Source organism: Mesorhizobium sp. WSM4983 (assembly GCF_029625765.1).
Classification (GTDB): Bacteria; Pseudomonadota; Alphaproteobacteria; order Rhizobiales; family Rhizobiaceae; genus Mesorhizobium.
Genome location: NZ_JARTVM010000001.1, coordinates 943980 through 969796 on the forward strand (window position 1 = coordinate 943980; position 25817 = coordinate 969796).

At 63.9% G+C, this 25817-nt stretch carries 21 protein-coding genes and 1 other RNA gene; 6 read left to right on the plus strand and 16 right to left on the minus strand.

Annotated elements, in window-relative coordinates; all coding sequences use genetic code 11:
- Window positions 1–4: 4 nt before the first annotated feature.
- Genes ftsW through mraZ form a run of 9 tightly spaced genes read right to left on the minus strand, consistent with a single transcriptional unit; the run spans window position 5 to window position 10200 of the window.
- Window positions 5–1156: a putative lipid II flippase FtsW gene (ftsW, locus tag P9254_RS04730; protein WP_067329044.1), complete on the minus strand. Its 1152-nt coding sequence runs from the start codon at window positions 1154–1156 to the stop codon at window positions 5–7.
- Complete coding sequence (murD, locus tag P9254_RS04735) at window positions 1156–2556, minus strand: UDP-N-acetylmuramoyl-L-alanine--D-glutamate ligase (RefSeq protein ID WP_066990739.1); 1401 nt, start codon at window positions 2554–2556, stop codon at window positions 1156–1158. The genes ftsW and murD overlap by 1 nt, the downstream gene beginning before the upstream one ends.
- Before the next feature lie 9 nt (window positions 2557–2565).
- Window positions 2566–3648 carry a phospho-N-acetylmuramoyl-pentapeptide-transferase gene (gene mraY / locus P9254_RS04740; RefSeq protein ID WP_095802416.1) on the minus strand — a complete coding sequence of 361 codons (1083 nt, stop codon included), beginning with the start codon at window positions 3646–3648 and terminating at the stop codon, window positions 2566–2568.
- A gap of 20 nt (window positions 3649–3668) precedes the next feature.
- Window positions 3669–5102, minus strand: coding sequence for a UDP-N-acetylmuramoylalanyl-D-glutamyl-2,6-diaminopimelate--D-alanyl-D-alanine ligase (locus P9254_RS04745; protein WP_278057326.1), 1434 nt, complete (start codon window positions 5100–5102; stop codon window positions 3669–3671).
- Window positions 5099–6553, minus strand: coding sequence for a UDP-N-acetylmuramoyl-L-alanyl-D-glutamate--2,6-diaminopimelate ligase (locus P9254_RS04750; protein ID WP_095824925.1), 1455 nt, complete (start codon window positions 6551–6553; stop codon window positions 5099–5101). Before P9254_RS04750 ends, P9254_RS04745 begins: the two co-directional genes overlap by 4 nt.
- A 54-nt stretch (window positions 6554–6607) precedes the next feature.
- Window positions 6608–8332 carry a peptidoglycan D,D-transpeptidase FtsI family protein gene (locus P9254_RS04755; RefSeq protein WP_066990727.1) on the minus strand — a complete coding sequence of 575 codons (1725 nt, stop codon included), beginning with the start codon at window positions 8330–8332 and terminating at the stop codon, window positions 6608–6610.
- Window positions 8329–8724, minus strand: a complete 396-nt coding sequence (gene ftsL / locus P9254_RS04760; protein ID WP_066990723.1) for a cell division protein FtsL — start codon at window positions 8722–8724, stop codon at window positions 8329–8331. Before ftsL ends, P9254_RS04755 begins: the two co-directional genes overlap by 4 nt.
- 4 nt (window positions 8725–8728) lie before the next feature.
- Window positions 8729–9745 carry a 16S rRNA (cytosine(1402)-N(4))-methyltransferase RsmH gene (rsmH, locus tag P9254_RS04765; protein WP_095779050.1) on the minus strand — a complete coding sequence of 339 codons (1017 nt, stop codon included), beginning with the start codon at window positions 9743–9745 and terminating at the stop codon, window positions 8729–8731.
- A complete protein-coding gene (gene mraZ, locus P9254_RS04770) occupies window positions 9742–10200 on the minus strand; it encodes a division/cell wall cluster transcriptional repressor MraZ (protein ID WP_095783823.1) in 459 nt (152 codons plus the stop codon). The genes rsmH and mraZ overlap by 4 nt, the downstream gene beginning before the upstream one ends.
- A gap of 397 nt (window positions 10201–10597) precedes the next feature.
- On the opposite strand from mraZ, the gene P9254_RS04775 reads away from it, so the two are divergent.
- Window positions 10598–11713 (plus strand): cystathionine gamma-lyase, encoded by a 1116-nt coding sequence (locus tag P9254_RS04775; RefSeq protein WP_278057325.1) that lies wholly within the window; start codon window positions 10598–10600, stop codon window positions 11711–11713.
- A 24-nt stretch (window positions 11714–11737) separates the two neighbouring features.
- Here P9254_RS04775 and rnpB read toward each other — a convergent pair.
- The 5 genes from rnpB to P9254_RS04800 form a co-directional block, all read right to left on the minus strand.
- An RNA gene (gene rnpB, locus P9254_RS04780) (RNase P RNA component class A) lies at window positions 11738–12138 on the minus strand.
- Between the two features lie 58 nt (window positions 12139–12196).
- Window positions 12197–12907, minus strand: a complete 711-nt coding sequence (locus P9254_RS04785; RefSeq protein ID WP_095828955.1) for a lytic transglycosylase domain-containing protein — start codon at window positions 12905–12907, stop codon at window positions 12197–12199.
- A 185-nt stretch (window positions 12908–13092) separates the two neighbouring features.
- Window positions 13093–13860 carry a peptidoglycan recognition protein family protein gene (locus P9254_RS04790; protein WP_278057324.1) on the minus strand — a complete coding sequence of 256 codons (768 nt, stop codon included), beginning with the start codon at window positions 13858–13860 and terminating at the stop codon, window positions 13093–13095.
- Window positions 13857–14576, minus strand: coding sequence for a J domain-containing protein (locus P9254_RS04795; RefSeq protein WP_127335048.1), 720 nt, complete (start codon window positions 14574–14576; stop codon window positions 13857–13859). The genes P9254_RS04790 and P9254_RS04795 overlap by 4 nt, the downstream gene beginning before the upstream one ends.
- Before the next feature lie 133 nt (window positions 14577–14709).
- Complete coding sequence (locus P9254_RS04800) at window positions 14710–14910, minus strand: hypothetical protein (protein ID WP_082954075.1); 201 nt, start codon at window positions 14908–14910, stop codon at window positions 14710–14712.
- A 173-nt stretch (window positions 14911–15083) separates the two neighbouring features.
- On the opposite strand from P9254_RS04800, the gene P9254_RS04805 reads away from it, so the two are divergent.
- From P9254_RS04805 to P9254_RS04815, 3 genes are all read left to right on the plus strand, one after another.
- The gene (locus P9254_RS04805; RefSeq protein WP_278057323.1) at window positions 15084–18707 is read left to right on the plus strand and encodes a hydantoinase B/oxoprolinase family protein; all 3624 of its coding nucleotides are present in this window, start codon (window positions 15084–15086) and stop codon (window positions 18705–18707) included.
- Between the two features lie 84 nt (window positions 18708–18791).
- A complete protein-coding gene (locus tag P9254_RS04810) occupies window positions 18792–20039 on the plus strand; it encodes a DUF3419 family protein (protein ID WP_067329013.1) in 1248 nt (415 codons plus the stop codon).
- Window positions 20036–20701 (plus strand): class I SAM-dependent methyltransferase, encoded by a 666-nt coding sequence (locus P9254_RS04815; RefSeq protein ID WP_278057322.1) that lies wholly within the window; start codon window positions 20036–20038, stop codon window positions 20699–20701. The genes P9254_RS04810 and P9254_RS04815 overlap by 4 nt, the downstream gene beginning before the upstream one ends.
- 6 nt (window positions 20702–20707) lie before the next feature.
- On the opposite strand, the gene P9254_RS04820 is transcribed toward P9254_RS04815, so the two are convergent.
- Window positions 20708–22093 (minus strand): serine hydrolase domain-containing protein, encoded by a 1386-nt coding sequence (locus tag P9254_RS04820; RefSeq protein ID WP_278057321.1) that lies wholly within the window; start codon window positions 22091–22093, stop codon window positions 20708–20710.
- 230 nt (window positions 22094–22323) lie between these two features.
- Here P9254_RS04820 and P9254_RS04825 point away from each other — a divergent pair, with 230 nt between their 5' ends.
- Together P9254_RS04825 and P9254_RS04830 are read left to right on the plus strand one after the other, a co-directional pair.
- A complete protein-coding gene (locus tag P9254_RS04825; protein WP_067329008.1) occupies window positions 22324–23115 on the plus strand; it encodes a glycoside hydrolase family 25 protein in 792 nt (263 codons plus the stop codon).
- A 171-nt stretch (window positions 23116–23286) separates the two neighbouring features.
- Window positions 23287–24465 carry a lytic murein transglycosylase gene (locus tag P9254_RS04830; RefSeq protein WP_278057320.1) on the plus strand — a complete coding sequence of 393 codons (1179 nt, stop codon included), beginning with the start codon at window positions 23287–23289 and terminating at the stop codon, window positions 24463–24465.
- Window positions 24466–24500: 35 nt separating this feature from the next.
- Here P9254_RS04830 and P9254_RS04835 read toward each other — a convergent pair whose 3' ends face one another.
- Window positions 24501–25721, minus strand: coding sequence for an alanine racemase (locus tag P9254_RS04835; protein ID WP_067329154.1), 1221 nt, complete (start codon window positions 25719–25721; stop codon window positions 24501–24503).
- Window positions 25722–25817: the final 96 nt, after the last annotated feature.

Sequence of the window (25817 nt, forward strand, 5' to 3'; positions counted from 1 at the left end):
CGCCTCATTCCGCCGGCATGGCGCGCTGCGAGAAGGCGTAGCCAATCTGCTTGCGCTTTTCGGGATGCCTGCGCGTCAGCGCCAGCACCATGCCCATCGAGACGGCAATCGCGATCTGCGAGGAGCCGCCGTAGGAAATGAAGGGCAGCGTCATACCCTTGGCCGGCATCAACTGTAGGTTCACGCACATGTTGATGGCCGACTGCAAGCCGAAAATGGTGACGAGCCCGCCGACGGCGTAACGGGTGAAGTCGTCATGCTCCTTGAGCGCGATGCTCAATCCGCGCAGCACGATGAAAGCGAAAATCGACATGATGAAGAAGCACATGATCAGCCCGAACTCCTCGCCCGCGACCGAAAACACGAAGTCGGCGTGGCTGTCGGGGATGACCCGCTTCACCGTGCCCTCGCCTGGGCCGACGCCGAACCAGCCGCCATTGATCAGCGCCTCGCGGCCCATGTCGACCTGGAAAGTGTCGCCTTCGCCGGTGAGGAACTTGTCAATGCGGGCGGCCACATGCGGAAACACTGTATAGGCCGCGAACACGCCGCCGACGCCGGCAGCCCCCAGCGCGACGATCCAGAACCACGGCAGGCCGGCCATGAAGAACATCACGCCCCAGGTGCCCAGCACCAGCATGGTCTGGCCGAGATCCGGCTGCGCGATCAGCAGCGAGATCACCAAGGCCAGCAGCAGCATGGCGAACAGATTGCCGGGAATGTCTGGCTGGCGCTTGTGCTCGGCAAACAGCCAGGCGCAAATGATGACAAAGGCCGGCTTCAGGAACTCGGACGGCTGGATCGAGAGCCCGGCCAGCGATACCCAGCGCCGCGCGCCCTTCACCTCGACGCCGATATAGAGAACCGCCACCATCAGCACCAGCATGATGCAGATCATCGCCAGCGACATGCGCCTTATTTGTCGCGCTTCCAGGAAGGAAACCGCGAGCATCACGACGAGCGCCGGGATGGTGAAGATGATCTGTCTTGTGGCGAAGTGGAAGCTGTCGAGACCGATGCGCTCGGCGACCGCCGGGCTTGCGGCGAAGGACAAGACGATGCCGAGCCCCATCAGCGACAGAAATGCCGCCAGGAACCAGCGATCGATCGTCCACCACCAGGTTGCGACCGGACTTTTGTCGAGACGGCTTTGCATCAACGTGGCCCTCCGATGGGTTTCACCCCATCAATAGCAGTCGCAGCTTGCCTGAAGGCTTCGCCGCGAACCTCGAAATTCTTGAACTGGTCGAAACTGGCGCAGGCCGGCGAAAGCAGGACGACGGCCTCGCCGCCGGTGTCGCCCGCGGCGTCATGGGCGGCGTGCTCGACCGCGGCCGCCAACGTTCCGGAAATTTCGTAAGGCACCGCCTCGCCGAGCGTGGCGGCGAAAGCGGGAGCGGCCTCGCCGATCAGATAGGCCTTGGCGATGCGTGGGAAGAAACCGCGCAGCGGCTCTATCCCGCCTTCCTTGGGCAGGCCGCCTGCGATCCAATAGATGCGGTTGAAGCTCGACAGCGCAGGAGCCGCCGCATCGGCATTGGTCGCCTTGGAATCGTTGACGAACAGCACATGATCCTTGCGGCCCACCTGCTCCATGCGGTGCGCCAGCCCCGGGAAGCTTTCCAGCCCCGCCTGGATCTCGCCGAGTTCCAGCCCGACCCTGAGGCAGGCGGCCACGGCGGCGAGCGCGTTCTGCGCATTATGCTGGCCGCGCAGCGAGCCGATGCCTTCCAGGAATGCGATGCGGCTGTAGCGACCGTGCACGGCTTCCATCAGATTCGTGCCGTCAGCGAAATAGCCGTCGGTCAGCGGCAGGCGCTTGGAAATGCGGATCACTTGCCGGCCTGCCCGCTCCAGCCGGTCGGCGATCTGGGCGCACCAGGAATCGTCGACGCCGATGATCGCGGTGTCGCTGCCGGCGACCAGCCTTTCCTTGATCGAGGCGTAATGGGCCATGGTGCCGTGGCGGTCGAGATGGTCGGGCGTCAGATTGAGCAGGATGCCGGCGGTCGGATTGATCGAGGGCGCGAGATCGATCTGGTAGGAAGAGCACTCCACCACATAGTGCCGTTCGGCCTCGGGCGGATCGAGCGTCATGATGGCGCGGCCAATATTGCCGCCCATCTGGGTGTCGCGTCCGGCCGACTTCAGGATGTGCGCCGTCATCGCTGTGGTCGTCGATTTGCCGTTGGTGCCGGTGATCGCGACGAAGGGTGCGGCCGGCGCGCGCTGGATGCGCTCGCGGCAGAACAGCTCGATATCGCCGATCACCTCGACGCCGGCGCCGCGCGCCAGTTCCACCGTCCAGTGCGGCTTCGGATGCGTGAGCGGCACACCGGGCGACAGGACGAAGGCCGCAAAGCGCGACCAGTCGGCGCCGCGCAGGTCGCCGGTCGCGATCCCGGCGGCTGCTGCCTTGGCGACGCTGTCCGGATTGTCGTCCCAGGCGAGGATCTCGGCGCCGCCGGCGATCAGCGCATGCGCGGTGGCAATCCCCGACCCGCCGAGCCCGAAGAGCGAAACGCGTTTGCCTGCAAATGAAGCGGCGGCGATCAAGCGGGCATCCTATCTGAGCTTGAGGGTGGAGAGGCCGACCAGCGCCAGGATGACGGCGATGATCCAGAAGCGGATCACCACCTGGCTTTCGGTCCAGCCGAGCTTTTCGAAATGGTGATGGATCGGTGCCATCAGGAAGACGCGCTTGCCGGTCATCTTGAAATAGCCGACCTGGATGATGACCGACAGGATCTCCACCACGAACAGGCCGCCTACAATGACCAGCACGATCTCGTGCTTGGTGGCGACAGCGATGGTGCCGATCAGGCCGCCCATGGCAAGCGAGCCGGTGTCGCCCATGAAGATTGCGGCCGGCGGTGCGTTGAACCACAGGAAGCCGAGGCCGGCGCCGATGACGGCGCCCAGCACGACCGCCAGTTCGCCGGTGCCGGGAACGAAATGGATCTGCAGATACTCGGCGAACACCGCGTTGCCGGAAAGATAGGCGATGACGCCGAACGACGCCGCAGCGATCATGATCGGCACGATCGCCAGCCCGTCCAGACCGTCGGTCAGGTTCACCGCATTGCCGGCGCCGACGATCACGAAGCAGGAGAACGGCACGAAGAACCAGCCGAGATGGATCAGGAATTCCTTGGCGAACGGGAAGGTCAGCGACGACGAGAACGGCGCCTGGCCGTTATGCATGATCACCCAGGCCGCGATGCCGGCGACAACGAATTCGATCGCCAGCCGCGCCTTGCCGGAGAAGCCCAGATGCGACTGTTTCGTCACCTTGAGATAGTCGTCGTAGAAACCGATCGAGCCGAAGCCGACGGTGACCAAAAGCACCACCCAGACATAGATGCTGGAGAGGTTTGCCCACAGAAGCGAGGAGCCGATGATGCCGGACAGGATCATCAGCCCGCCCATCGTCGGCGTTCCGGCCTTCTTGAAATGCGTCTGCGGTCCGTCGGCGCGGATCGGCTGGCCCTTGCCCTGGCGAAGCCGCAGCGAATTGATGATGGTCGGTCCGAATATGAAGACGATCAGCGCCGAAGTGATCAGCGCACCGCCGGTGCGAAAGGTGATGTAGCGGAAGACATTGAAGGCCGAGATCTTGTCCGCGAAATCAACGAGTAAAGTGAGCATCGGTCCCCCGGATCCCGACCTCAGGTCGGTTCAATGGTTGCGGCTTCCGCCGGAAATTTGCCGAGCAATGCCTCGACCAGCTTTGAAAAGCCGATGCCTTTCGACGACTTGACCATCACCACGTCGCCCGGCCTGATCGCCGACATGACGACGGGCTTCAGCTCTTCGGCTCCTGGCCGGTACTCGGTTTCGACATCCGAAGGCAAAACCTCGGCCAGTGCCCGCATCTCCGGGCCGCCGAGAAAGACGTTGCGCGTTTCTGTGCCGACAATAAGTTCGGCAAGGGCCGCGTGGAGCTTCGCCGAATGGCTGCCGAGTTCCAGCATGTCGCCAAGCACGGCGATGCGCCTGCCCTCGCCCGATACCGGCGTGGCGTTGAGCAGCGCCATGGCTGCCGCCATCGACGCCGGATTGGCATTGTAGCTCTCGTCGATCAGCGTGATCGGACCGTTCGGATGGCGCAAAATGTGGCGCCGGCCGCGCCCGCGCTCGGCCGAAAGATCGGCGAGCGCCGCCGCGACCTTGTCGAGATTGGCGTCGACCAGTTGCGCGGCGCCAAGTACCGCCAGCACATTCTGCACGATGTGGCGGCCGGGCGCCCCCACACGGGCCGTCACGTCCCTCTTGCCGATCTTGACCGCGATATCGGAGTGATCGGCATAAAGGTCGCAGCCAATAAGACGAAAGGCCGAGCGGGCGTTCTCGCCGAAGCCGAAGACATGCTCGACACCTGCATCCTTGGCCACTTTCCCGAGCAGCTTCCAACGCGGATCGTCGCGATTGAGCAGCGCGGCGCCGCCGGCCTCTATGCCCTCGAAAATCTCGGCCTTGGCCATGGCGATCTCGTCGAGATTCTTGAAGAAGCCGAGATGGGCGGCCGCGATCAGCGTGACGATCGCGACATGCGGCCTCACCATCTTGACCAGCGGCCTTATCTCGCCCGGATGATTCATGCCGATCTCGAAGATCGCGTAGTCGCAGTCTGCGGGCATGCGCGCCAAGGTAAGTGGCACGCCCCAGTGATTGTTAAACGACTGCGCCGAGGCGTGCACCTTGCCCACCGCCGACAGCACATGGCGCAGCGCTTCCTTTGTGGTCGTCTTGCCCGCAGAGCCGGTCACCGCGATGATCTTGGCCCGTGAGCGAGCGCGCGCCGCAATGCCGAGCTTTTCCAGCGCCGCAAGCACATCCTGCACGACGATCATCGGCGCCGTCAGCCGGCCGAGCGACGGCAGCTTGCCCTCGGCGACGACCAGCACGGCAGCGCCCGCCTTCACTGCGGCGGTCGCGAAATCGTGGCCGTCCATCGTCTCGCCCTTGATGGCGAAGAAGGCGTTGCCCGGTTCGAGGCTGCGGCTGTCGATCGAAATGCCGGTGATGCCTTCCGGCAGCGAGCCGATCGGCCTGCCGCCCATGGCCTCGACAAGCGCTTGCGACGTCCACAGCAAGCTCATGCGGCGCGCTCCTGGAGCGCCTCGCGCACTTCCTCGTGATCGGAAAAGTGGAAGGTTTCGGTGCCGATCGTCTGGCCTTCCTCATGCCCCTTGCCGGCAACGATCAGCGTATCGCCGGCATGGAGCATGGCGACGGCCTCGTGGATCGCTTTGCGGCGGTCGCCGATCTCGATGGCGCCGGGCGCCGCGGCAAGGATTGCCGCGCGGATGGTTTCGGGGATTTCCGTGCGCGGATTATCGTCGGTGACGATGACGACATCGGCGAGCCGGGTCGCGATCTCGCCCATGATCGGCCGCTTGCCGCGATCGCGGTCGCCGCCGCAGCCGAAGACGACAACGACCCGGCCCGTGGTGAACGGACGAACCGAGGTCAGGACATTTTCCAACGCGTCGGGCTTGTGCGCGTAGTCGACATAGACCGGAGCGCCGGCGGCCGTCGTGCCCACAAGGTCGAGGCGGCCCGGCGCACCTTTGAGTTTCTCCAATGCGGCCAATGCCTTATCAACGGATGTTCCAGTCGAGATGGCGAGGCCGGCCGAAACCAGGGCGTTGGCGATCTGGAAATCACCTGCCAACGGCAGGTCGATCTCGTGAAGCACACCATCGGCCTCCACCTCGGCACGCTGGCGCCGCCGCTCATGCTCGACGCGCTTCAGCGTCAGGAATTCGCCGTGGCGGCCGACGGTCAGAACATTGAGGCCCGCTGCCCGCGCGGCATGAACCGTCGGCTGCGACCAGGGATCGTCAGCGAAGATCACGGCCGGCGCCCCCTTCGGCAGCAGCGTGTCGAACAGACGCAGCTTGGCACGATGATAATCCTCGACCGTCGGATGGTAATCCATGTGGTCGCGGCCGAGATTGGTAAAGCCGCCGGCGGCCAGTTTGACGCCGTCGAGCCGACGCTGGTCGAGACCATGGCTGGAAGCCTCCATCGAGGCGTGCGTTACCCCTGCCTCCGCCAGTTCCTTGAGCAACTCGTGCAGCGCGACCGGATCGGGCGTAGTCAATGAGCCATATTCGTTGCGGCCCGGCGCCACCACGCCGGTCGTGCCGATCGAAGCGGCGGCAAAACCTGCCTGCTCCCAGATCTGGCGGGTGAACGCGGCAACCGATGTCTTGCCGCTGGTCCCGGTTACGGCGACCATCGTCCGAGGCTGCTTGCCGAAGAAGCGCGCCGCGCTCAGCGCCAATGCCAGACGGGGATCATCGACGGCAAGAACCGGGATCGACAGACCGGAGATTGTATTGCCTTTGGCCGCCACGATTGCGGCAGCGCCGCGGCCGGCGGCATCGGCGGCATAGGTCGAGCCATCAGCCTTGCTGCCGGCGAGCGCGAAAAAAACGACGCCCGGTCTTACCTGGCGGGAATCGGAGGAGAGACCGGTAACCTCCAGATCGGGGGAAGCTGTTCCCTCGACAGGCAGGATACCGGCTAGATTTTTCAGATACATTGAGTCCCGTTCACCGCAACAAAATAGCGCGCAGTTGCCGGCGCGCCCCAAGAATCACTGATAGGAAACCAGCGTTGCACCATTTTCATGGCTGAAATCTGGCTTCACGCCAAGCATCGAAGCCGCACGCCTGATGATGTTGCCTGCCATGATGCCGGCATTCGAGGCGGCGGTGGCGCCCATGCCGGGCTTTTCCGGCTTCGGCTCATCGGCGATGGTCAGCACGATATATTGCGGATCGTCCATCGGAAAGGCGGCGACGAAGGCGTTGAAATTCTTCTCTTTCGAATAACGGCCGTTGACGACCTTTTCCGCCGTGCCCGTCTTGCCGCCGACGCGGTAACCCGGAACCCTGGCGCTCTTGCCCGAGCCTTTCTCGGCGTTGAGTGCGTAGAGATAGCGCATCCCTTCCACGGTCGTGTCCTTGACCACCCTTTTGGCCACCTCCATCGCCTGCTCGGCCGTGCGCGGCAGAAAAGTCGGCTCGATCAAATAGCCACTCATCAATGCGGCGCAGCCGACGGCAGTCTGCAGGGGCGTTGTCGAGACGCCATGGCCGAAGGCGATGGTGATCGAATTGACCTGCTTCCATACTTTCGGTTCGGTCGGGCGCGCCACTTCCGGCAATTCCGTCTGCATCTTTTCGAGCACGCCTAGCCGATGCAGGAACTCGCGATGCCCTTCGATGCCGACAGCCTCGGCTTCTTTGGCCGAGCCGATGTTGGACGAATAGATGAACACTTCGGGCACCGAAAGCACACGGCCTTTGCTGTGGAAGTCATGGATGGTCTGGCGGCCGATCCTGATCGGGCGCGACGCATCGAAGCGACTCTCCAGCGTCACCTTGCCGGAATCGAGCGCCATGCCGGTGGTGAAGCTCTTGAAGGTCGAGCCCATCTCGTAGAGCCCGGCCGACATACGGTTCAGCCGGTCCTTTTCCTGAGCATTGTAGGGATTGTTGGGGTCAAAATCCGGCACCGAGGCCATGGCCAGGACTTCGCCGGTCTTGATATTGAGGACCACCGCGCCGGCCGCGATCGCGTGGAACCGTTCCATGCCGGTCGCCACCTCGTCGCGCACCACATGCTGGACGCGCAGGTCTATCGACAGCTTCACCGGCTTCAGATCCCTGGCCACCGCCAGTCCTGACGCCTGCAGATCGGTCAGGCCCTGGTCATCGATGTACTTCTCCATACCGGAGATGCCCTGATTGTCGATGTTGGTGAGCCCGACAATGTAGGATGACGTTTCGCCGCTCGGATAGAAGCGGCGCTTTTCGGTGCGGAAACCGAGACCCGGGATGCCGAGCGCCATGATGTCGGCCTGCTGCTTCGGCGTCAGCTGCCGCTGCAGCCAGACGAAGCCGGCGCCGCTCTTCAGCTTGTGATAAGTCTGCTCGTAGTCAATCTCGGGAAGCACGGTCGAGAGCTTCTCGATCGCCTCGTCGGCGTCGACGATACGGCGCGGCTCGGCGAACAGCGACGCCGTCTTGATGTCGGTCGCCAGCACCTCGCCGTTGCGGTCGACGATGTCCGGCCGCGATGCAGTGACGCGGCTCTGCGGACCACCCGAATTGTCCGGATTCTGCAGGCCGAGATAGACCAGTCGGCCGGCAATCGTCGAATAGATGGTGAAGAACACCGCCATCGTCATGACGATGCGGGTCTTGGCCTTGCCGCCGGTTGCCTTGCGGGCGGCGTCGACGACGATCGAGCCGTCCTCAGCTGCCTTGCTTCGGCGCTTCAGCAGGTTGCCGATCCCTGGAAGCCTGCTGATCATTGCACGGTGCTCCCGGTCACCACCGGATCCTTGCCGTCCGACGGCCCTTTGCCCGAATTGTCGGCCATGCCGCCGAGCGGCTGCGACGACAGGTCCTCGATATTGAGCGGCTTCATCGGCACGTCGTCGAGCCCGCCGATTTGGTGGGCGTTGAGCGGCTCGAGCCCGAGCTGCGACTTGTAGATTTCGGCAAGCTTCTGCAGCCGCGCCGGCTGGGTGAGCAGGCTCCAGTCCGCCTTGAGAAGATCGATTGTGTCTTCCTCGTAGCGGATCTGCGCCTGCAGCTTCTGCACCGCCGCCAGCTGGTCCTCGGCCTCGCGCTTGGTCTTGTAGGTCAATGCCGCCGCCGAGACCATTACGGCGATCAGGACTATATCGCTGGTGCGAAACACGTGCTTACCTCTCCCCCGGCCGCTCGACGGCGGGAAGCTTTGGAAGGCCGAAAATCGAAAAGTCGCCGGCGCGCGCAGGCGCGCCGGTGCGGATTGCCGCGCGCAGCCTCGCCGAGCGCGCCCGCGGATTGCCGGCGATCTCGGCCTCTCCCGGCGTCACCCCGCCGCCGGATTTGCGGAAGGTCGCCAGCCGCGCCGGCGCGTCCGGCATATGACGCGATCCGCTGGCCGCATCGGCGCGATCGGCGATGAAGCGCTTGACGATGCGATCCTCCAGCGAATGAAAGGTCACGACGGCGAGCCTGCCGCCCGGCTTCAGCACCCGCTCGGCGGCGAACAGCGCGCTCGCCAACTCGCCGAGCTCGTCATTGACGAAGATGCGCAGCGCCTGGAAGACGCGGGTGGCGGGATGGATCTTGTCCTTCGGCGCGCGGCCGACATGGGTGGCGATGGCGTCGGCAAGATCGAGCGTGCGCTCGAAGGGCCGCTTCTCGCGCCGGGCCTCGATCATGCGGGCGATGCGGCCGGCATGCCGCTCTTCGCCGAGAAAGCCGAAGATGCGGGCAAGGTCGCCCGCCTTGAAGGTGTTCACGACGTCGGCGGCGCTCAGGCCAGCCTGCGCCATGCGCATGTCGAGCGGTCCGTCGGCGCGAAAGGAAAAGCCGCGCCCGGCCTGGTCGAGCTGCATCGACGAGACGCCGATGTCGAGCACGACGCCGTCGGCGCTTTCGACATGCTTGTCCAGGGTCGAGAACGGCTCCTGAACGAGCTTCAGCCTGCCGCCGGCCTGCTGTTCCAGAGCCTTGCCCGCGGCGATCGCATCCGGATCACGGTCGATGGCCACGACCGAGGCGCCGCGCTCGAGGATGGCGGTGGTGTATCCGCCGGCGCCGAACGTGCCGTCGACGATCGTCTCGCCCGCCTTGGGTTCAAGCGCCTCCAGCACTTCGGCAAGGAGGACCGGAATGTGACGGACCAGTCCGCCAACGGCGTGAGGATCATCGCCGTGGCCAGTCATCATTCCGGTCGCTCCCCGGGCTTCGTCCCCTGCCGAAGCTGCAAAAGCCTGGCTCGAGCCTGCGCCCCATAGGCGGCAAGTCGGCCCGGCTCCCAGATCTGGAAGAAATTGCCGCGGCCGACAAAGGCCACCTCGTTCGAGATGCCCGTGTGCTCGCGGATGAAATCGGTCATCGTGATGCGGCCGTCCTGGTCGAGTTTCAGGAACGTCCCGTCGCCATGGCAGAAGAAGGACATATCGTCCGCCGTCTGCAGGAAGGGATCTTCCAGCGCGATCCGCTGCTCGTAGCGGTCGAGCAGATCGAGCCCGCCGACGTCCATCGCCGGAAGGTCGAGGCAGCGTAGCGCATAGAGTTCCGCATAGCCACGTTTCTGCACGACCGAACGGAAATGCGCCGGAACGGATACCCGCCCCTTCGCATCGATCCTGTTCACTGCGTTTGACAGAAATCGGTCCACTACGCCTTACAGCCGCTGTCGCCGCCGCACCCCTGCCCATGTTTTTCTCCGCGTCGCCGCCGCGCATCGCCTCGCGACAAATCGCTTCATTCACCAAGGCGAAAACCGGCAAACGCGCAGCCGCCGCGACTGCCCGATTGGCGTACGCTTCACCCTGACGCGGAACGAAAGCTTGATGGGAATGGGATATCATGGGGTAATGTGGGCGTCAACGGGAAGAGGCATCACAAACACGCATGCCACAACCTAAAAGCGCAGGCTCGCGGCACGTGTCGTCTTTATCGTCCATTAAGCCTAACGAAGCGTTTAGAAGGCTCTGGCCCAAAAGGACGCGGCTTGCCGCGAAGGCCCGGCACGCCTAGCGTTCGGACGTCAGTTCAGTGAAGGAATGCGCCCAATGTCCGAAACCGCGAAGTCACGCGCCGCGACACTTGCCCATCTGCGCAGCGGCGATTTCGCCAAGGGCGATCCGATCCCTTTGCCGCTGACAATGGCCTCGATCTTTCATTCGCCGGGCGACGCGACGGGCTTCGATCAATACGGCCGCTTCAGCAATCCGACATGGCACGCGGTCGAGCATGCGCTTGGTCATCTCGAAGATGCGCAGTGCATCGCCTTTCCGTCGGGCATGGCGGCGATTTCGGCAACGTTCTTTGCGCTGGTCAAATCTGGCGACCGCATCCTCTTGCCCTCGGACGGCTACCGCACGACGCGGGCTCTGGCGGAGCGTTTCCTGAAACCGCTCGGCATCGCCTATGACGTGAGGCCGACATCGAGCATGCTCGACGGCGGCTTCGCCGGCTACCGGCTGGTCTTCGTCGAAACCCCCTCGAACCCAAGGCTGGATATCTGCGACATCGCCGCCGTAGCCAAGACCGCCCACGAACAAGGTGCGCTCCTCATCGTCGACAACACGACGATGACGCCCTTCGGCCAGCGCCCGCTCAACCTTGGCGCCCACATCGTGGTCTCGGCCGACACCAAGGCGATCAACGGTCACTCGGATGTGCTGTTCGGCCATGTCGCCAGCCGTGATCCGGATATTATCGCCAAGGTCAGGGCCTGGCGAGAAACCGCCGGCGGCATTCCCGGGCCGTTCGAGGCCTGGCTCGTGCATCGCGGCCTTGAAACACTTGAGGTGCGGTACGATCGCATGTGCTCCTCGGCGGAAACGATCGCCCGCCGGCTCAAGGGGCATCGCGCCGTGAGCGGCTTGCGCTTTCCAGGCCTTGAGGGCGACCCCTCGCACAATCTGGCGCGTGCCCAGATGGAGCGCTTCGGCTTTCTCATCTCGTTCGAACTGGCTTCGGAAGAGAAGGCCGAGGATTTCATCAACAACTGCGCGCTGATTGAATCGGCGACCTCGTTTGGTGGCGTCCATACATCGGCCGAGCGGCGATCGAAGCGCGGCGATGCCGTGCCGCCCGGCTTCGTGCGGCTGGCCGTCGGCTGCGAGCCGGTGGAAGAGCTCTGGCAGGCGATCGAGGCGTCTTTGGACCGGCTTGACGGCTGAGCGGCTCGGAACGCTGTGGAGGAAAATGCCAGCTGGCCTGTAAGCCGGGTTCTGTATGGCCCCCACGCCTTGCGGCGCGGGAACGTGGCGGCCATTCATCTTGGGCGCATGTCGCCATGCGCCTCACGCAACCTACCCGGGCGGTGGGCCGGAAACAGCCCTCGAAGGTTTCCCTTCGCACCGCCCCTATTCGGTCTTGCTCCCGGTGGGGTTTGCCGTGCCGCTTCTGTTGCCAGTCGCGCGGTGGGCTCTTACCCCACCCTTTCACCCTTGCCGCGGCGAATGCCGCGGCGGTTTGCTTTCTGTGGCACTTTCCCTGGGGTCTCCCCCGCCGGCCGTTAGCCGGCACCGTGTCTCCATGGAGCCCGGACTTTCCTCACCCGCAGCCTTTCGGCTCTTGCGGGCGCGGCCGCCCGGCCAGCTGGCAAGGGCGTATAAAAGGATTCGCGCCTGAAAACGCAACAAAAAAGGCAACTGTCCCGCTTAGACAGGCGAACCGAGCGCTGCCATCTGCACCTTCACCTTGCTGCAATAGGCGGCCGAAATCGGATTCATCCGCGTCGCCCCATGGCCGGCATTGTATTTGAGGATGGTACCGCAGGTGGTGCCGCCACCTAGCCCCTGCGCCATGGCGAGGTACTTCATGCCGTATTTGATGTTGGTGTCGGGATCGAACAGTCCCTTGACTGAACCGGTATAGCCCATCATCCGGGCCGTCGCCGGCTTGATCTGCATCAGGCCGATCTCGCCGGCGCCGCCGACCATGTTGGGCCGGAAGTTGCTCTCGATCGTGATGACGGCCTTGGCCAGCGACACCGGCACGCCGTAGCTTGCCGCATAGCGGGCGATGATCGCCGAATATTGGCCGTCGCCAGTTGCCGAAGAAGACAAGGCGGGCTTTTCAGGACGGATGGAAGCTGTCGCGGTCAGGTCGATGGTTTGCCTGCTGCGCTTTGCGTAGCGTTTGACTCTTGATTTCGCGGACCGCGCTGCGGCGGCTTTCTGCACCTTCGCCGGGGTAGCTCTCTTGGCCGTCGAAGTCTTGGCGCTTGGCGCAGCCTTGGGCTTTGAGGGGGTCGCAGCAAACCCATTGTCCGCCGCCCGGAGGCTCAGGGGGGCGCTGTTCGCTGGGCTGAAGGCAAAAGTCATCACTCCGGCAGCAACGGCTGCCGCTACAACGGTCAATCTTTGCATGTATTCCTGTTCTGTTAGAACCGCGCGAAGAATTTCACGCGGCGGGGCCAATCCAACACCGGAGCATCTTGGAGGGATAGATGCCCGACAACTTGCGGGAGATGCGTTTGGAGACCGAATTGGCGCCAATAAAGGCGAGGCAATTCACTTTGTATGACAAATTGTAATTTAGCCAGCTTGGCAGGCTATTTGGAAGGGGCTGCCTTTATCGCAGCCAAAAGCCTTTGGAGCGTGCTGATCGTCGAACCGTCCGCCACGCCGTCGACGAGCCGCCGTCGGAAATGCCGCTGAAACGCCGCCACCACGATTTCCGTCTGGCGGTCGAAGACACCCGATATCTCGGCGCTGTAGCCGTAAAGCGCCAGCATCGATTGCAGGGCTTCCACGTCAGCACCTGCGTCGCCCGCCCTCAGCGCCGCGCCCGTCCTGATCGGAGCCGCGGGAACCAGATGGCCGACACCGGCGGCAAAGAGCGCCTTCCAGGGAAACTTCTCGCCCGGGTCGACCTTGCGTCCCGGCGCCACATCGGAATGCGCAAGCACCCTTTGCGGTGGAATGGAATGCCGGCCCGCGATCCCTGCGCATAAATCGATCACGGCCTTGACCTGCCGCTTCGGGAAGGTTTTGTAGCCCAGCGAATGCCCGGGGTTGACGATCTCGATGCCGACAGAGCAGGAGTTGATGTCGGTGCACCCGAACCATGAACTCTTGCCGGCATGCCAGGCGCGGTCGCTTTCGCGCACCATTTGCACGATGCGGCCGTCCTCATGCACAAGATAGTGCGAGGATACCTCGCTTGCCGGATCGCACAGCCAGGCCTCGGCCTCAGGCCCCGTCGGCATGCCGGTATAGTGCAGCACGATCATGTCGGGCCTGAGCGTCTCGCGTCGCGGACCGAAATTCGGCGATAGCCTGACCTCGGCACCCGGCTGGTCGGGCAAGAAACCGCTCATACGTGCCTGAGGCCCCGCTCGATCATCTCATAGGCGGCATTGATCGCAGCGACCCTTGTCGTGGCGATCTTGATGAATTCCTGCGGCAGGCCGCGCGCGATCAGCCGGTCGGGATGGTTGTCGGAGATCAGCTTGCGATAACGCTTCCTGACCTCCTCGAATGGCTTCCCGCGTTCGACGCCGAGAACCACATAGGGATCGGCGGCGCCCAGATTGACGTGGCGCGCCAGGATCGCCTGGTAATGCGCCTCATCGATCTGAAAAATCTCGGCGATGCGATGCAGGAATTGCCCTTCCCTCTCGTGAACCAGGCCATCCGCCTTGGCGATGTGGAACAGCCCGTCGAGTATGTCTTCCAGCATCTTGCAATTCGCATGACCGGAACCGCAAAGCTGCGACATGCGCTGGGCGTAGATTTCAAATCCGGCAACATCGCGCTTGGCGAGGTCATAGAGGCGCGCCACATTGCGCGTTTCGCTCGGCGGCACCTCAAAGATTTCCTGGAAGGCCCTCACCTCGTCCTGGGTGACGATGCCGTCGGCCTTCGCCATCTTGGCCGAAAGCGCGATCATCGCCACCGAGAAGGCCACGCGCCGGCGTAGATCGGGGTCGCCCGAGTACACGGTCCGCACGGCTTCGACGACATCGCCGACGCCCGAGGACGCCGACAACGAAACACGAGCGATGAAGTCGCCGAGGCGGTCCCAAATCGACATGCGGCTTCTTAGTGCGAACCGGGCACCGCTATCAAGCCGGGACGATGCCGCAGGTCGATCGACTTTGGGGACAGTCCCGCCAAAAGGAAGGCCGGCACAGGGGCCGGCCTTCCTGATTTCAGTGGATGAACTTCTACTGCGCGGGCGCAGCAGGAGGTGTTGCCGGAGCCGGTTCAGCAGGCTTCGAAGGGTCAGGGGTAGCCGGCTTCATTGGCTGTTCGTTGGCCGGCGGGTTGGTGCTCTGCGTGGTGGTGTTGTCGGTGCTGCTGTCGCTGCAAGCCGCGACCCCCAGCAGGGCGAGCGCCGAAACAGACGCCAGAATAAGCTTCTTCATGGTATCTCTCCTTCAGCAAACGCTCACGTTTCGGTGAACGTCGCAGAGGAAATGCAGAAATCTGACCTGGGTTTCGTAACGTTGCGTTTCCATGTGTAACACCAAGCGCATGGTTGCCGGGGCCAAAACGGCGAACTAACAGAACGGGTTGTCGCAGGTAACGGATAAGCAGCATGCAGGACGCCGTAGCCAACAAATGGGATTTCTGGATCGACCGGGGCGGGACCTTCACCGACATCATCGGCCGCGATCCGCAAGGCCGACTGCATCCCCGGAAGCTTTTGTCGGAGAACCCTGAGGCCTATGCCGATGCCGCTATCCAGGGCATCCGCGAACTGCTTGGACTGAAAACCGGCGCCGCCATCCCCGCGGAGCGCATCGGCGACATAAAAATGGGCACCACTGTCGCTACCAACGCGCTGCTGGAGCGCAAGGGCGACCGCGTGCTGCTGCTCATCACCAGGGGTTTTCGCGACGCGCTGCGCATCGCCTATCAGGCGCGGCCGGATATTTTCGCCAAGGAGATCATCCTGCCCGAACAGCTCTATGAGCGGGTGGTAGAGATCGACGAGCGCGTGCGCGTGGACGGGTCCGTCGAGCGCCTGCTCGACATCGCCGCCTGCCGCCCGGCCATCGAGCAGGCCAAGGCCGACGGCATCGACGCGGTCGCCATCGTCTTGATGCACGCCTGGAAATATCCCGACCATGAAAAGGCAGTCGCGAAAGTCTGCCGCAAGATCGGCTTCAGCCAGATATCGGTCAGCCACGAGGTCTCGCCGCTCATCAAGCTGGTCGGTCGTGGCGACACCACGGTGGTCGACGCCTATCTGTCGCCGATCCTGTCACGCTACGTCGAAAGGGTGGCGGGAGAATTGGGCGCCGGCCCGCGGCTGATGTTCATGATGTCATCGGGCGGGTTGACCGCCGCCGACATGTTCCAAGGCAAGGATGCGCTGCTTTCCGGCCCAGCCGGCGGCGTCGTCGGCATGGTCGAGACGGCGAAGCTCGCCGGCTTCGACAAGGTCGTCGGCTTCGACATGGGCGGCACCTCGACCGACGTCGCCCATTATGACGGCGAATACGAGCGCGCCTTCGACACTGAAGTCGCCGGCGTTCGCATCCGCGCGCCGATGATGCGTATTCATACCGTCGCGGCCGGCGGTGGCTCGATCCTGCACTACGAGGCCGGTCGCTTCCGCGTCGGCCCGGACTCCGCCGGCGCCAATCCCGGCCCGGCCGCTTACCGACGCGGCGGCCCGCTCGCCGTCACCGACGCCAATGTCATGCTCGGCAAGCTGCAGCCCGATGTCTTCCCGGCGATCTTCGGCCCCGGTCAAGACCAGCCGCTCGACGTCGCCGCCGTGCGCGAAAAATTCGCGGCTTTAGCCGCCGAGATCGGCGATGGACGCTCGCCCGAAGCGGTGGCCGAGGGTTTCGTCACCATCGCCGTCGAGAACATGGCCAACGCCATCAAGAAGATTTCGGTGCAGCGCGGTTACGATGTCACTGAATATCTCCTGAACTGTTTCGGTGGCGCCGGCGGCCAGCATGCCTGCCTCGTCGCCGATGCGCTCGGCATGGAAGCGGTGCTTATCCACCCCTTCTCCGGCTTGCTTTCGGCTTACGGCATCGGGCTGTCGACGGTTTTCGCCTCGCGCCAGCAGGCGTTGCTGAAGCCGCTCGCCGAAGAGTCCCGCTCCTCGATCGAGGACCTGATTGCGACCTTGCACCAGGGCGTCATCGCCGAGCTTGCAGTGCAAGGCATTGCGCAAGACGCCATCGCCTCAAAGCCGGTCCTGCAGATCCGTTATGACGGCACCGACACAACTTTGCCGGTCAACTTCGAGCACGGCTCGATTTTTCGCGCCACGAGCGATTTCGAGGCCGCCCATCAAGCGCAATTCGGCTTCGTCTACGAAGACAAGCCGATGATCGTCGAGGCAGTCGGCGTCGAAGGCAGCGATGTCGGGACCGCCAGCCGCGACGAAAGTGAATCAGGGCTCGAAGACCAGGTGGGAAGCCCCTGGCAGTCCCGGCAATTCTTCGCCGACGGCGCCTGGCGCGATGCCGGCATCTTCCGTCGCGAGGATTTGAAGCCTGGTCACAAGATGGCCGGCCCCGCGCTCGTGATCGAGCCGAACCAGACCATCGTCGTCGAGCCGGGCTGGCAGGCCGAGATCACGGCCAGGAACCATGTGCTGCTGCGGCGCATAGAGAAAAAGGCCCGACAGGCGGCGCTCGGCACCAAAGCCGATCCGGTGATGCTCGAGGTCTTCAACAACCTTTTCATGTCGATCGCCGAGCAGATGGGCGTCACGCTGCAGAACACCGCCTATTCCGTCAACATCAAGGAGCGGCTCGATTTTTCCTGCGCCGTGTTCGACCGCCATGGCGCGCTGGTCGCCAACGCGCCGCACATGCCGGTGCATCTTGGGTCCATGGACCGCTCGGTCGAAACCGTCATCCGCCTGAATTCAGGCGATATCCATCCCGGCGACGTTTTTGCGCTCAACGCGCCCTACAATGGCGGCACGCATCTGCCCGACATCACCGTGGTGACGCCGGTGTTCGACGACGCACGCAAGGAAATCCTCTTCTGGACGGCCTCGCGCGGCCACCATGCCGATGTCGGCGGCACCGCGCCGGGCTCGATGACGCCTTTGGCCACAACCGTCGACGAGGAAGGCGTGCTGTTCGACAATTTCCGCATCGTCGATCGCGGCCGCTTCCGCGAGGAGGAGCTCGAGGCGCTCCTCACCGACCATCCCTATCCTGCCCGCAATCCCGCCCAGAACATCGCCGACCTCAAGGCGCAGATCGCCGCCAACGAAAAGGGCGTGGCGGAGTTGCGCAAGATGGTCGCGCATTTTGGCCTCGCTGTCGTCGAGGCCTATATGGGCCATGTTCAGGACAATGCCGCCGAGAGCGTGCGCCGCGTGCTGGAAAGGCTGCCCGACAGTTCCGACTACGAGTATGCCACCGACACCGGCCAGGTGATCAAAGTGAAGATCACCGTCGATCGGCAAAGGCGCGACGCGACGGTCGATTTCGCCGGCACCTCGAAGGTCATGAAGAACAATTTCAATGCGCCGGAGCCGGTGGCGCGAGCCGCTGTGCTCTATGTCTTCCGCGTCATGGTCGAGGACATGATCCCGATGAACGCCGGATGTCTCAGGCCGATCAACATCGTCATCCCCGACGGTTGCATGCTCAAACCCTCCTACCCTGCCGCCGTCGTCGCCGGCAATGTCGAGACCTCGCAGCATGTCACCAACGCGCTGTTCGGCGCCATGGGCGCGATGGCCAACGCGCAAGGCACAATGAACAATCTCACCTTCGGCAACCGGCAATACCAATATTATGAGACGATCTGCTCCGGCTCGCCGGCCGGCCAAATGAATTCGGGCCGCGGCTTTGCCGGCACCTCCGGCGTCCACACGCATATGACCAATTCGCGACTTACCGATCCCGAAGTGCTGGAACTGCGCTTCCCGGTCGTGCTGGAAGACTTCCACATCCGCGACGGTTCCGGCGGCAAGGGCAAATGGAACGCCGGCAACGGCACCAAACGCACGATCCGCTTCCTCGAAAAAATGGAATGCGCCATCCTCTCCTCACACCGCAACCGCCCGCCGCAGGGTCTGAACGGCGGCGGCGACGGCGAGGCCGGCTCGACCAAGGTCAGACGCAACGACGGCTCGATCGAGGTGCTGAAGGCCTGCGACCAGACCACGCTCGACGCCGGCGAGGCCGTCATCGTCGTCACGCCGACGCCCGGCGGATTCGGCAAGGCCTAAGACTCAGCGTCAGCAGCCTGTCACCCGCCTGTCACAACGCTGCGCTACCCGCTTGCGCCAATGCAAACGGGGAATCAGCTTGCCATGTCGGATGTATCGGGAGAACTCGTTTTTCGACGCGGCAAGGAAGTTGGAAAGGCCGTCTACCAGAACCGCGCCCTGTCGAAGGACGGCATTTCCGAGCGGCTTTTCGCCTTCCTGTTTTCCGGCCTCGTCTATCCCCAGATCTGGGAAGACCCGGATGTCGACATGGACGCCATGCAGCTTGGCGCCGGCCATCGCGTCGTCACAATCGCGTCGGGCGGCTGCAACATTCTGGCTTACCTCACCCGCTCGCCGGCCCGGATCGACGCCGTCGACCTCAACGCCGCGCACATCGCGCTGAACCGCATGAAGCTGGAGGCGGTGCGCCATCTGCCCTCGCAGGGCGATCTGTTCCGCTTCTTCGGCGCAGCCGATACCAGCCACAACTCGGAAGCTTACGACCGCTTCATCGCGCCGCATCTCGACCCGGTCAGCCGTCACTACTGGGAGCGCAGGAACTGGCGCGGCCGCCGCCGCATCGCGGTTTTCGACCGCAACTTCTACCAGACCGGCCTGCTTGGCCTCTTCATCGCCATGGGCCATCGTGTGGCAAAACTGTTCGGTGTCGATCCGGCCGGCATCATGAAGGCCGAGAACATCGGCGAGCAGCGCCGTTTCTTTAACGAGGAGCTGGCGCCGGTCTTCGACAAAAAGCTGCTACGCTGGGCGACATCGCGCAAGGCCTCGCTTTTCGGTCTGGGTATCCCGCCGGCACAGTACGACTCGCTGATCACGTCCGGCGACGGTTCGATGGCGAGCGTCTTGAAGGCGCGGCTGGAGAAGCTCGCCTGCGATTTCCCGCTGAAGAACAACTATTTCGCCTGGCAGGCCTTTGCCCGCCGCTATCCGCAGCCCGGCGAGGCAGCCCTGCCCGCCTATTTGGAACAGCGCAACTACAGGACGATCCGCGCCAACACCGAACGCGTCGCCATCCATCATGCCAACTTGATCAAATTCCTCGCCGGCAAGGATGCGGGCTCGGTCGATCGCTTCGTCCTGCTCGATGCCCAGGACTGGATGACCGACGACCTGCTCAACGATCTGTGGACCGAGATCACCCGCACGGCCTCGGTTGGCGCGCGCGTGATCTTCCGCACCGCGGCCGAGCCCAGCCTGCTGCCGGGCCGCGTCTCCAGTTCCCTGCTCGACCAGTGGCGCTACGAAGCCGAGGCCTCGCGCGAATTCTCGGCCAGGGATCGCTCGGCGATCTATGGCGGCTTCCATCTCTATGTGAAGCGCGCCGCATGAGCACGACGGAGCTGCCGGTCCGCCATGCCGATCTGATGGATGGCGTCTATCGCTGGCAGCGCCATATCTACGACATTACCCGCAAATACTACCTGCTCGGCCGCGACCGGCTGATAGCGGAGCTCGACGTGCCGCAAGGCGGCACCGTGCTCGAGCTCGGCTGCGGTACCGGCCGCAACATCGTTCTTGCCGCCCGGAGCTATCCAGACGCCCGCTTCTTCGGTTTGGATATCTCGGCCGAGATGCTGGAGACGGCAAACGCGGCTATCGCTCGCGAAGGTCTCTCCGACAGGGTCGAACTGGCGCGCGGCGACGCCACGGATTTCGATCCGGCGGCGCTCTTCGGCATCGAGCGCTTCGACCGTGTCTTCATATCCTATTCGTTGTCGATGATCCCCGGCTGGGAGAAGACCGTGTCGGCCGCGCTTGCCGCGCTCGCACCCGGCGGCTCGCTGCATGTCGTCGATTTCGGCCAGCAGGAAGGTCTGCCAAACTGGTTCCGGGCCTTGCTGCGCGGCTGGCTGCGGAAATTCCATGTCACGCCGCGCGCCTCGCTGCGCGACGTCCTTGACTCGGAGTCGAAACGGACCGGCGCAACCTTCCGTTTCAGAACGCTTTATCGCGGCTATGCCTGGCTCGGCGTCATCGGAGCTCGGATGTAGAGAGCCTTACTGGTGTAAAGCTTTCACCAGCGCGGCCACCATCGCCTGCGGCCGATAGCCGAGCTTGGCAGGTGTCAGCCCGAGCCGCACCACCACCAATTGCTCCGACGGAATGATGGCCACCGTCTGGCCGTCATGGCCTTCCATCCAGTAGGTGTCCTTGGGCAGGCCGGCGGCAGCGCCCGCGCCCGGATTCTCCTCATCGCCCGGACCCTCGATCCACACCTGGCCGTTGCCGTAGACCTTCGAGGCCGGCGCCGGCTGCCGCATCCAGTCGACGAATCCGGCGGGCAGGATCTGCGCGCCGTTCCAGACACCGCCCTGCAGCAGGAACTGGCCGAAGCGGGCCCAGTCGTGCGCCGTGGCGTAGAGATAGGACGAGCCGACGAAAGTGCCTCGCTCGTCGGTTTCGAGCACCGCGCTGTGCATGCCGAGCGGCTCGAACAGCGCCGTGCGCGGCCAGGTCAGCGCCTTCGCCTTGTCGCCGATTGCCTCCTGCCACAGCCGCGACAGCATGACGGCCGTGCCGCTCGAATAGGAAAATGCCTTGCCCACCTCGCCGCCGAGCGGCTTGGCCTCGGCAAAGCCCGCCATGTCCGGCTCGAGATAGAGCATGCGCGTCACGTCGGCGACGTCGCCATAATCCTCGTTGAACTCCAGCCCGCTCGACATCGCCATCATGTCGGCAAGGCTGATCGCCGCCCGACCGTCGGCCTTCCACGGCGAGAACAGGCCCTTCTTGTCGAGCGCCATCTTGCCGTCCTTGACCAGCGTGCCGACGATCGCGGCATTCACCGTCTTGGTCATCGACCAGCCGAGCAGCGGCGTCTTGGCCGAAAAACCCTCGCCATAGCGTTCCGCGACGATGCGGCCGTTCTTCACCGCCACGACCGCGCGCATGCCTGTCCCGACCATCGCGGCATCGTCGACGATCTTCGTGACGGAGGGGTTTTGCAGGGCGTCCACCCTTTCGCCCTCCGGCCAGAGCGCATCCTGCGAGGCCACCGCCAAAGGCTCGATATGGACGGAGGTCTGCCGCGCCCTGCCGGTGTCGCCATCCGGAACCGACGCGCAGCCGACCCCGTGGCGCTCTACGGCGACGCTCTTGCCCAGCGTCCAAAGCAGGCCCGCCGAAACAAGGCCCCTTTCCTTGTCGACGGATACCTTCATCAGCTTGAGCAGCGGATGGCCCGGCGCCTGCACGTCGACGGCCAGCACTTCATTCGGGTCGCGGCCGGCGATGAACACGTTGGAGCAGACGATCTTGGCCGCATAGCCCGAGCCGACACGGATCAGTTCGGGCGGCGCAAAGTAGAGCCAGGCGAAGAGCGCGATCACCGCCAGCACAATGAGGCCGAACAGCCATTTGATGAACTTCACGACAGCCCGCATCTTTCCGCCCTTGGGTTTTCCGGTTCGCTTTATGTCATTGATTTGCCGCCATTGCTTCTCCAAAATCATGGTCGATGTCGAGCGCCGTCAATGGATTATCAACCATGTTCGGCGATGAACGGAGAGACTGGGCGGTCCTGTGGGGCGACCGTCCGGAGGGGGCCTGCGGAAGCGACCACCATCAGTGAAGGACCCATCAGCGGCCGGCTGATCCCGGCTCGGGGGATATCATGCGCCGTCTTGCGGCCATCCTGATGCTGACGCTGTTGAGCGCCTGCTCGACCGTGGACGATCTATCGCCGCTGGCGCCGTCATCGCAGACGGTCGCCCTGCGCGCGCCCCGTTTCGAAGATTCCAAACCGCATGAATGGGACAGCGGCGCGCCGTGGAATTATGCGATCCACGGCACCGACGTCTCAAAATACCAGACCTCTGTCGACTGGCCGACGGCCAAGGCCAGCGGCATCTCCTTCGCCTTCATCAAGGCGACCGAGGGCGGCGATCGCTTCGACGATTATTTCAACGAGCATTGGGCACGCACCAAGGCCGTCGGACTCCCGCGCGCGGCCTATCATTTCTTCTATTTCTGCACCCCGGCCGCCACCCAGGCGCGCTGGTTCATCGCCAATGTTCCGAAAGATCCGTCGGCGATGCCGCCGGTGCTCGACATGGAATGGAACCCGAAGTCCCCGACCTGCCGACTGCGCCCCGATCCCGCGACGGTGCGCAGCGAGATGACCACCTTTCTCGAGATCGTCGAGCGCCATTATGGCAAGAAGCCGATCATCTATACGTCGCTCGACTTCTTCGATGACAATAACCTGGCGACGTTCCGCGGCTATCCTTACTGGCTGCGCTCGGTCGCCGGCCATCCGCGCCAGAAGTATGGCAGCCATCCTTTCACCTTTTGGCAGTACACCGGAACCGGCATCGTGCCCGGCATGACCGGCAAGTCCGACATCAATGTTTTCAACGGCTCGGAAGCCGCCTGGAACAAGTGGCTGCGGCAGAACACCCGTTGACATCGGCCCCCTTGCCTGCTTTCGACATGGCGGGCGGTGATAGTTGCAACCGCTGGCGATGCGGAGCGGCGCACCCCACCGGGGTGCCGCACGGCGCTCCTGAATTTTGAAATCTACGCATGATGCGTCCGCACCCGGCCGTGATCATGCCCCGGTCTCGTAAGGGAAGCGATGCGATTGCGCGTTGAAATCCTGGCGGCGCTGCTGGTCGGCGCTTTCGCTTGGCCTGCGGTGGCGCAGGAATGCGGCGGCGATTTCGAAGCGTGGAAACAGGGCGTGGCCGCGGAAGCCAAGGCAGCCGGCGTCGGCGCCGTTGGCCTGAAGGCGCTGGAAAATGCCGCGATCGATGAAAAGGTGCTGGCGCGCGACCGCGCTCAAGGGGTGTTCGCCCAGACCTTCACCCAATTCTCGAACCGCATGATCTCGGCCTATCGCCTGAAGCAGGGCGCGGCCAACCTCAAGAAATATGCCGACGTCTTCGCGCGCGCCGACAAGGAATTCGGTGTGCAGCCGGCCGTCATCACAGCGTTCTGGGGACTGGAGACGGATTTCGGCGCCGTGCAGGGCGATTTCCACACGCTGGACGCGCTGGTCACCCTCGCGCATGACTGCCGCCGCCCTCAGTTGTTCCGGCCGCAATTGGTGCCGTTGCTGACCTTGATCGACCGCGGCGTGCTGCCGGCCGACGTCAAGGGCGCCTGGGCCGGCGAGATCGGCCAGACGCAGATTCTACCGACCGACTATCTCGCCCGCGGCGTCGACGGCGACGGCGACGGCAAGGTCGATCTCCGGAAGAGCGTGGCGGACGTGATCATGACCACGGCCGACAAAATCCTGTCGCGCGGCTGGAAGCGCGACCAGCCCTGGGTCGAGGAGGTGCGTGTTCCCGACGACATGCCTTGGGACCAGACCGGCCGCACCAACAAGCTGCCGCTGTCGCAATGGGCCCAATGGGGCGTGACCAATCCGGACGGCACGCCGCTCGTCGACAACGGCCTGAAGGCCGGGCTCGCCTTGCCCATGGGTCGCAAGGGTCCAGCCTTCCTGACCTACGACAATTTCGACGTTTATCTGGAATGGAACCAGTCCTTCACTTACGCGCTCACCGCTGCGGTGCTGGCGACCCGTCTGGCCGGGGCGCCGCAATTCGATCCGCGCAAGCCCGAGCCCGGCCTCAACGGTGACCAGATGAAGGCCCTGCAGACCAAGCTTGAGGCCAAGGGCTACGATGTCGGCACGGTCGACGGTATCCTCGGCACGAATACCCGCGAAGCGATCCGCAAGGAGCAGATGCGGCTCGGCATGGCCGTGGACGGTTGGCCGACGCCGGAATTGCTGGCGAAATTGTAGCGCCCTGTCCTTCCCCCAAGGGGAGAAGGGGGAGCTCAATCCGCCATCGTCTCCAAGCTCGCGAAACCTTGCGGCGCGTCGCCCTCGTCGAACGGCGTCGTCACCTCCACGAACGTGTCGGGATAGAACCCGTTGAATCGCGTCCTCAGTGACAGCGAGTAGGCGCCGATATGGCCGATCTCGATCCAGTCGCCGGTGTCGACCGTTTCCGGCAGCCAGAATGGGCGCGACAGGATGTCGACGGAATCGCACGTTGCGCCGCAAACCTTGAACGGCACGACCGTCTTGTCGCTGCCATTGCGCGTGCGGATCGCCGGATCGGGAATGAAGCGCGCCGGCAGCGTGATCTTGCCGGTCCATGAATCCGAGAGCGACGCCCAGATGCCGTCATTGATGTAGAGCCTTTTGCCCTTGCGCAAGAGCACGCGCACGATCAGCGACAGGCAGCGCGCCACGATCACGCGGCCGGGTTCGGCGACCAGCGGCATCTCGTCGAACCGGTATTCCTTGAGGTCGCCGGCCAGCCGCGACATGAGCTGGCCGAGCGACGGCATCTCGATGTGTTTGCGGTTGGGATCGTGGCCGTACTCGGCCGGAAAGCCGCCGCCCACGTCGAGCCCGGCAATGTCGAAGGTCAGCCGGTTGCGCACCCAGTCGGCAGAGGCCAGCGCGCGCTCGTAGGTGTCGGGGTCCTCGATCTGGCTGCCGACATGGAAGCACAGCCCGACCTTGTAGCCGGTACGGTTGAGCCGCTCGGCAAGCTCCACCGCATTGGCGGGACCGGCGCCGAATTTCTTGGACAGCTCATAGGCCGCGTGGCCCTTGGTCTGGATGCGCACGAAGACGGTGAGAGCGCCGGGATCGATGTCGAGCGCACGCACCACGCGCGTCAGCTTGGTGATCTCGTCCTCATGATCGAGCGAAATCACGCGGATGCCGTATTTCTCCAACGCCAGCTTGATGTCCGACTGCGCCTTGATCGGATGCATGTAGAGCATTTCGGCCTCGGGCGAGACCCCCCGCACAGCGGCGAACTCGCCGGGCGAGGCGACGTCGAAGGCGCTCACGCCGGCCTCGACCAGCGTCTTCAGCACGATCTGCTCGCCATTGGTCTTGACCGCATAGGCGGTCTTGCCCGGGAACATGCCCATGAACTGCAAAGCATCGGCCTTAAGCACCTGCGGGCGGAAGCAATAGACCGGATCGTCCGGACGAAGCGCCAGTGCCGCCTCGCGGGCATTTTCGAATCGCTGCATGGACGAATCCTTGATCTCGGCGCGCACAATTAATCCTAGCTAGCCGCCAAAGAAAACAGTTCTGTGTCTCGCCTTCGCCTGCGAGCGGCCGCACCC

Coding starts and splice junctions, on each gene's coding strand:
- P9254_RS04790 (WP_278057324.1), bottom strand. CDS start 13,860: ATGAGCGGTTTCTTGCCCGACCAGCCGGGTGCCGAGGTCAGGCTATCG.
- P9254_RS04745 (WP_278057326.1), bottom strand. CDS start 5,102: ATGAGCTTGCTGTGGACGTCGCAAGCGCTTGTCGAGGCCATGGGCGGC.
- P9254_RS04805 (WP_278057323.1), top strand. CDS start 15,084: ATGCAGGACGCCGTAGCCAACAAATGGGATTTCTGGATCGACCGGGGC.
- P9254_RS04775 (WP_278057325.1), top strand. CDS start 10,598: ATGTCCGAAACCGCGAAGTCACGCGCCGCGACACTTGCCCATCTGCGC.
- P9254_RS04835 (WP_067329154.1), bottom strand. CDS start 25,721: ATGCAGCGATTCGAAAATGCCCGCGAGGCGGCACTGGCGCTTCGTCCG.
- P9254_RS04815 (WP_278057322.1), top strand. CDS start 20,036: ATGAGCACGACGGAGCTGCCGGTCCGCCATGCCGATCTGATGGATGGC.
- rsmH (WP_095779050.1), bottom strand. CDS start 9,745: ATGATGACTGGCCACGGCGATGATCCTCACGCCGTTGGCGGACTGGTC.
- P9254_RS04785 (WP_095828955.1), bottom strand. CDS start 12,907: ATGCAAAGATTGACCGTTGTAGCGGCAGCCGTTGCTGCCGGAGTGATG.
- ftsW (WP_067329044.1), bottom strand. CDS start 1,156: ATGCAAAGCCGTCTCGACAAAAGTCCGGTCGCAACCTGGTGGTGGACG.
- P9254_RS04810 (WP_067329013.1), top strand. CDS start 18,792: ATGTCGGATGTATCGGGAGAACTCGTTTTTCGACGCGGCAAGGAAGTT.
- P9254_RS04830 (WP_278057320.1), top strand. CDS start 23,287: ATGCGATTGCGCGTTGAAATCCTGGCGGCGCTGCTGGTCGGCGCTTTC.
- P9254_RS04825 (WP_067329008.1), top strand. CDS start 22,324: ATGCGCCGTCTTGCGGCCATCCTGATGCTGACGCTGTTGAGCGCCTGC.
- P9254_RS04750 (WP_095824925.1), bottom strand. CDS start 6,553: ATGTATCTGAAAAATCTAGCCGGTATCCTGCCTGTCGAGGGAACAGCT.
- mraY (WP_095802416.1), bottom strand. CDS start 3,648: ATGCTCACTTTACTCGTTGATTTCGCGGACAAGATCTCGGCCTTCAAT.
- P9254_RS04800 (WP_082954075.1), bottom strand. CDS start 14,910: ATGAAGAAGCTTATTCTGGCGTCTGTTTCGGCGCTCGCCCTGCTGGGG.
- P9254_RS04755 (WP_066990727.1), bottom strand. CDS start 8,332: ATGATCAGCAGGCTTCCAGGGATCGGCAACCTGCTGAAGCGCCGAAGC.
- P9254_RS04820 (WP_278057321.1), bottom strand. CDS start 22,093: ATGCGGGCTGTCGTGAAGTTCATCAAATGGCTGTTCGGCCTCATTGTG.
- P9254_RS04795 (WP_127335048.1), bottom strand. CDS start 14,576: ATGTCGATTTGGGACCGCCTCGGCGACTTCATCGCTCGTGTTTCGTTG.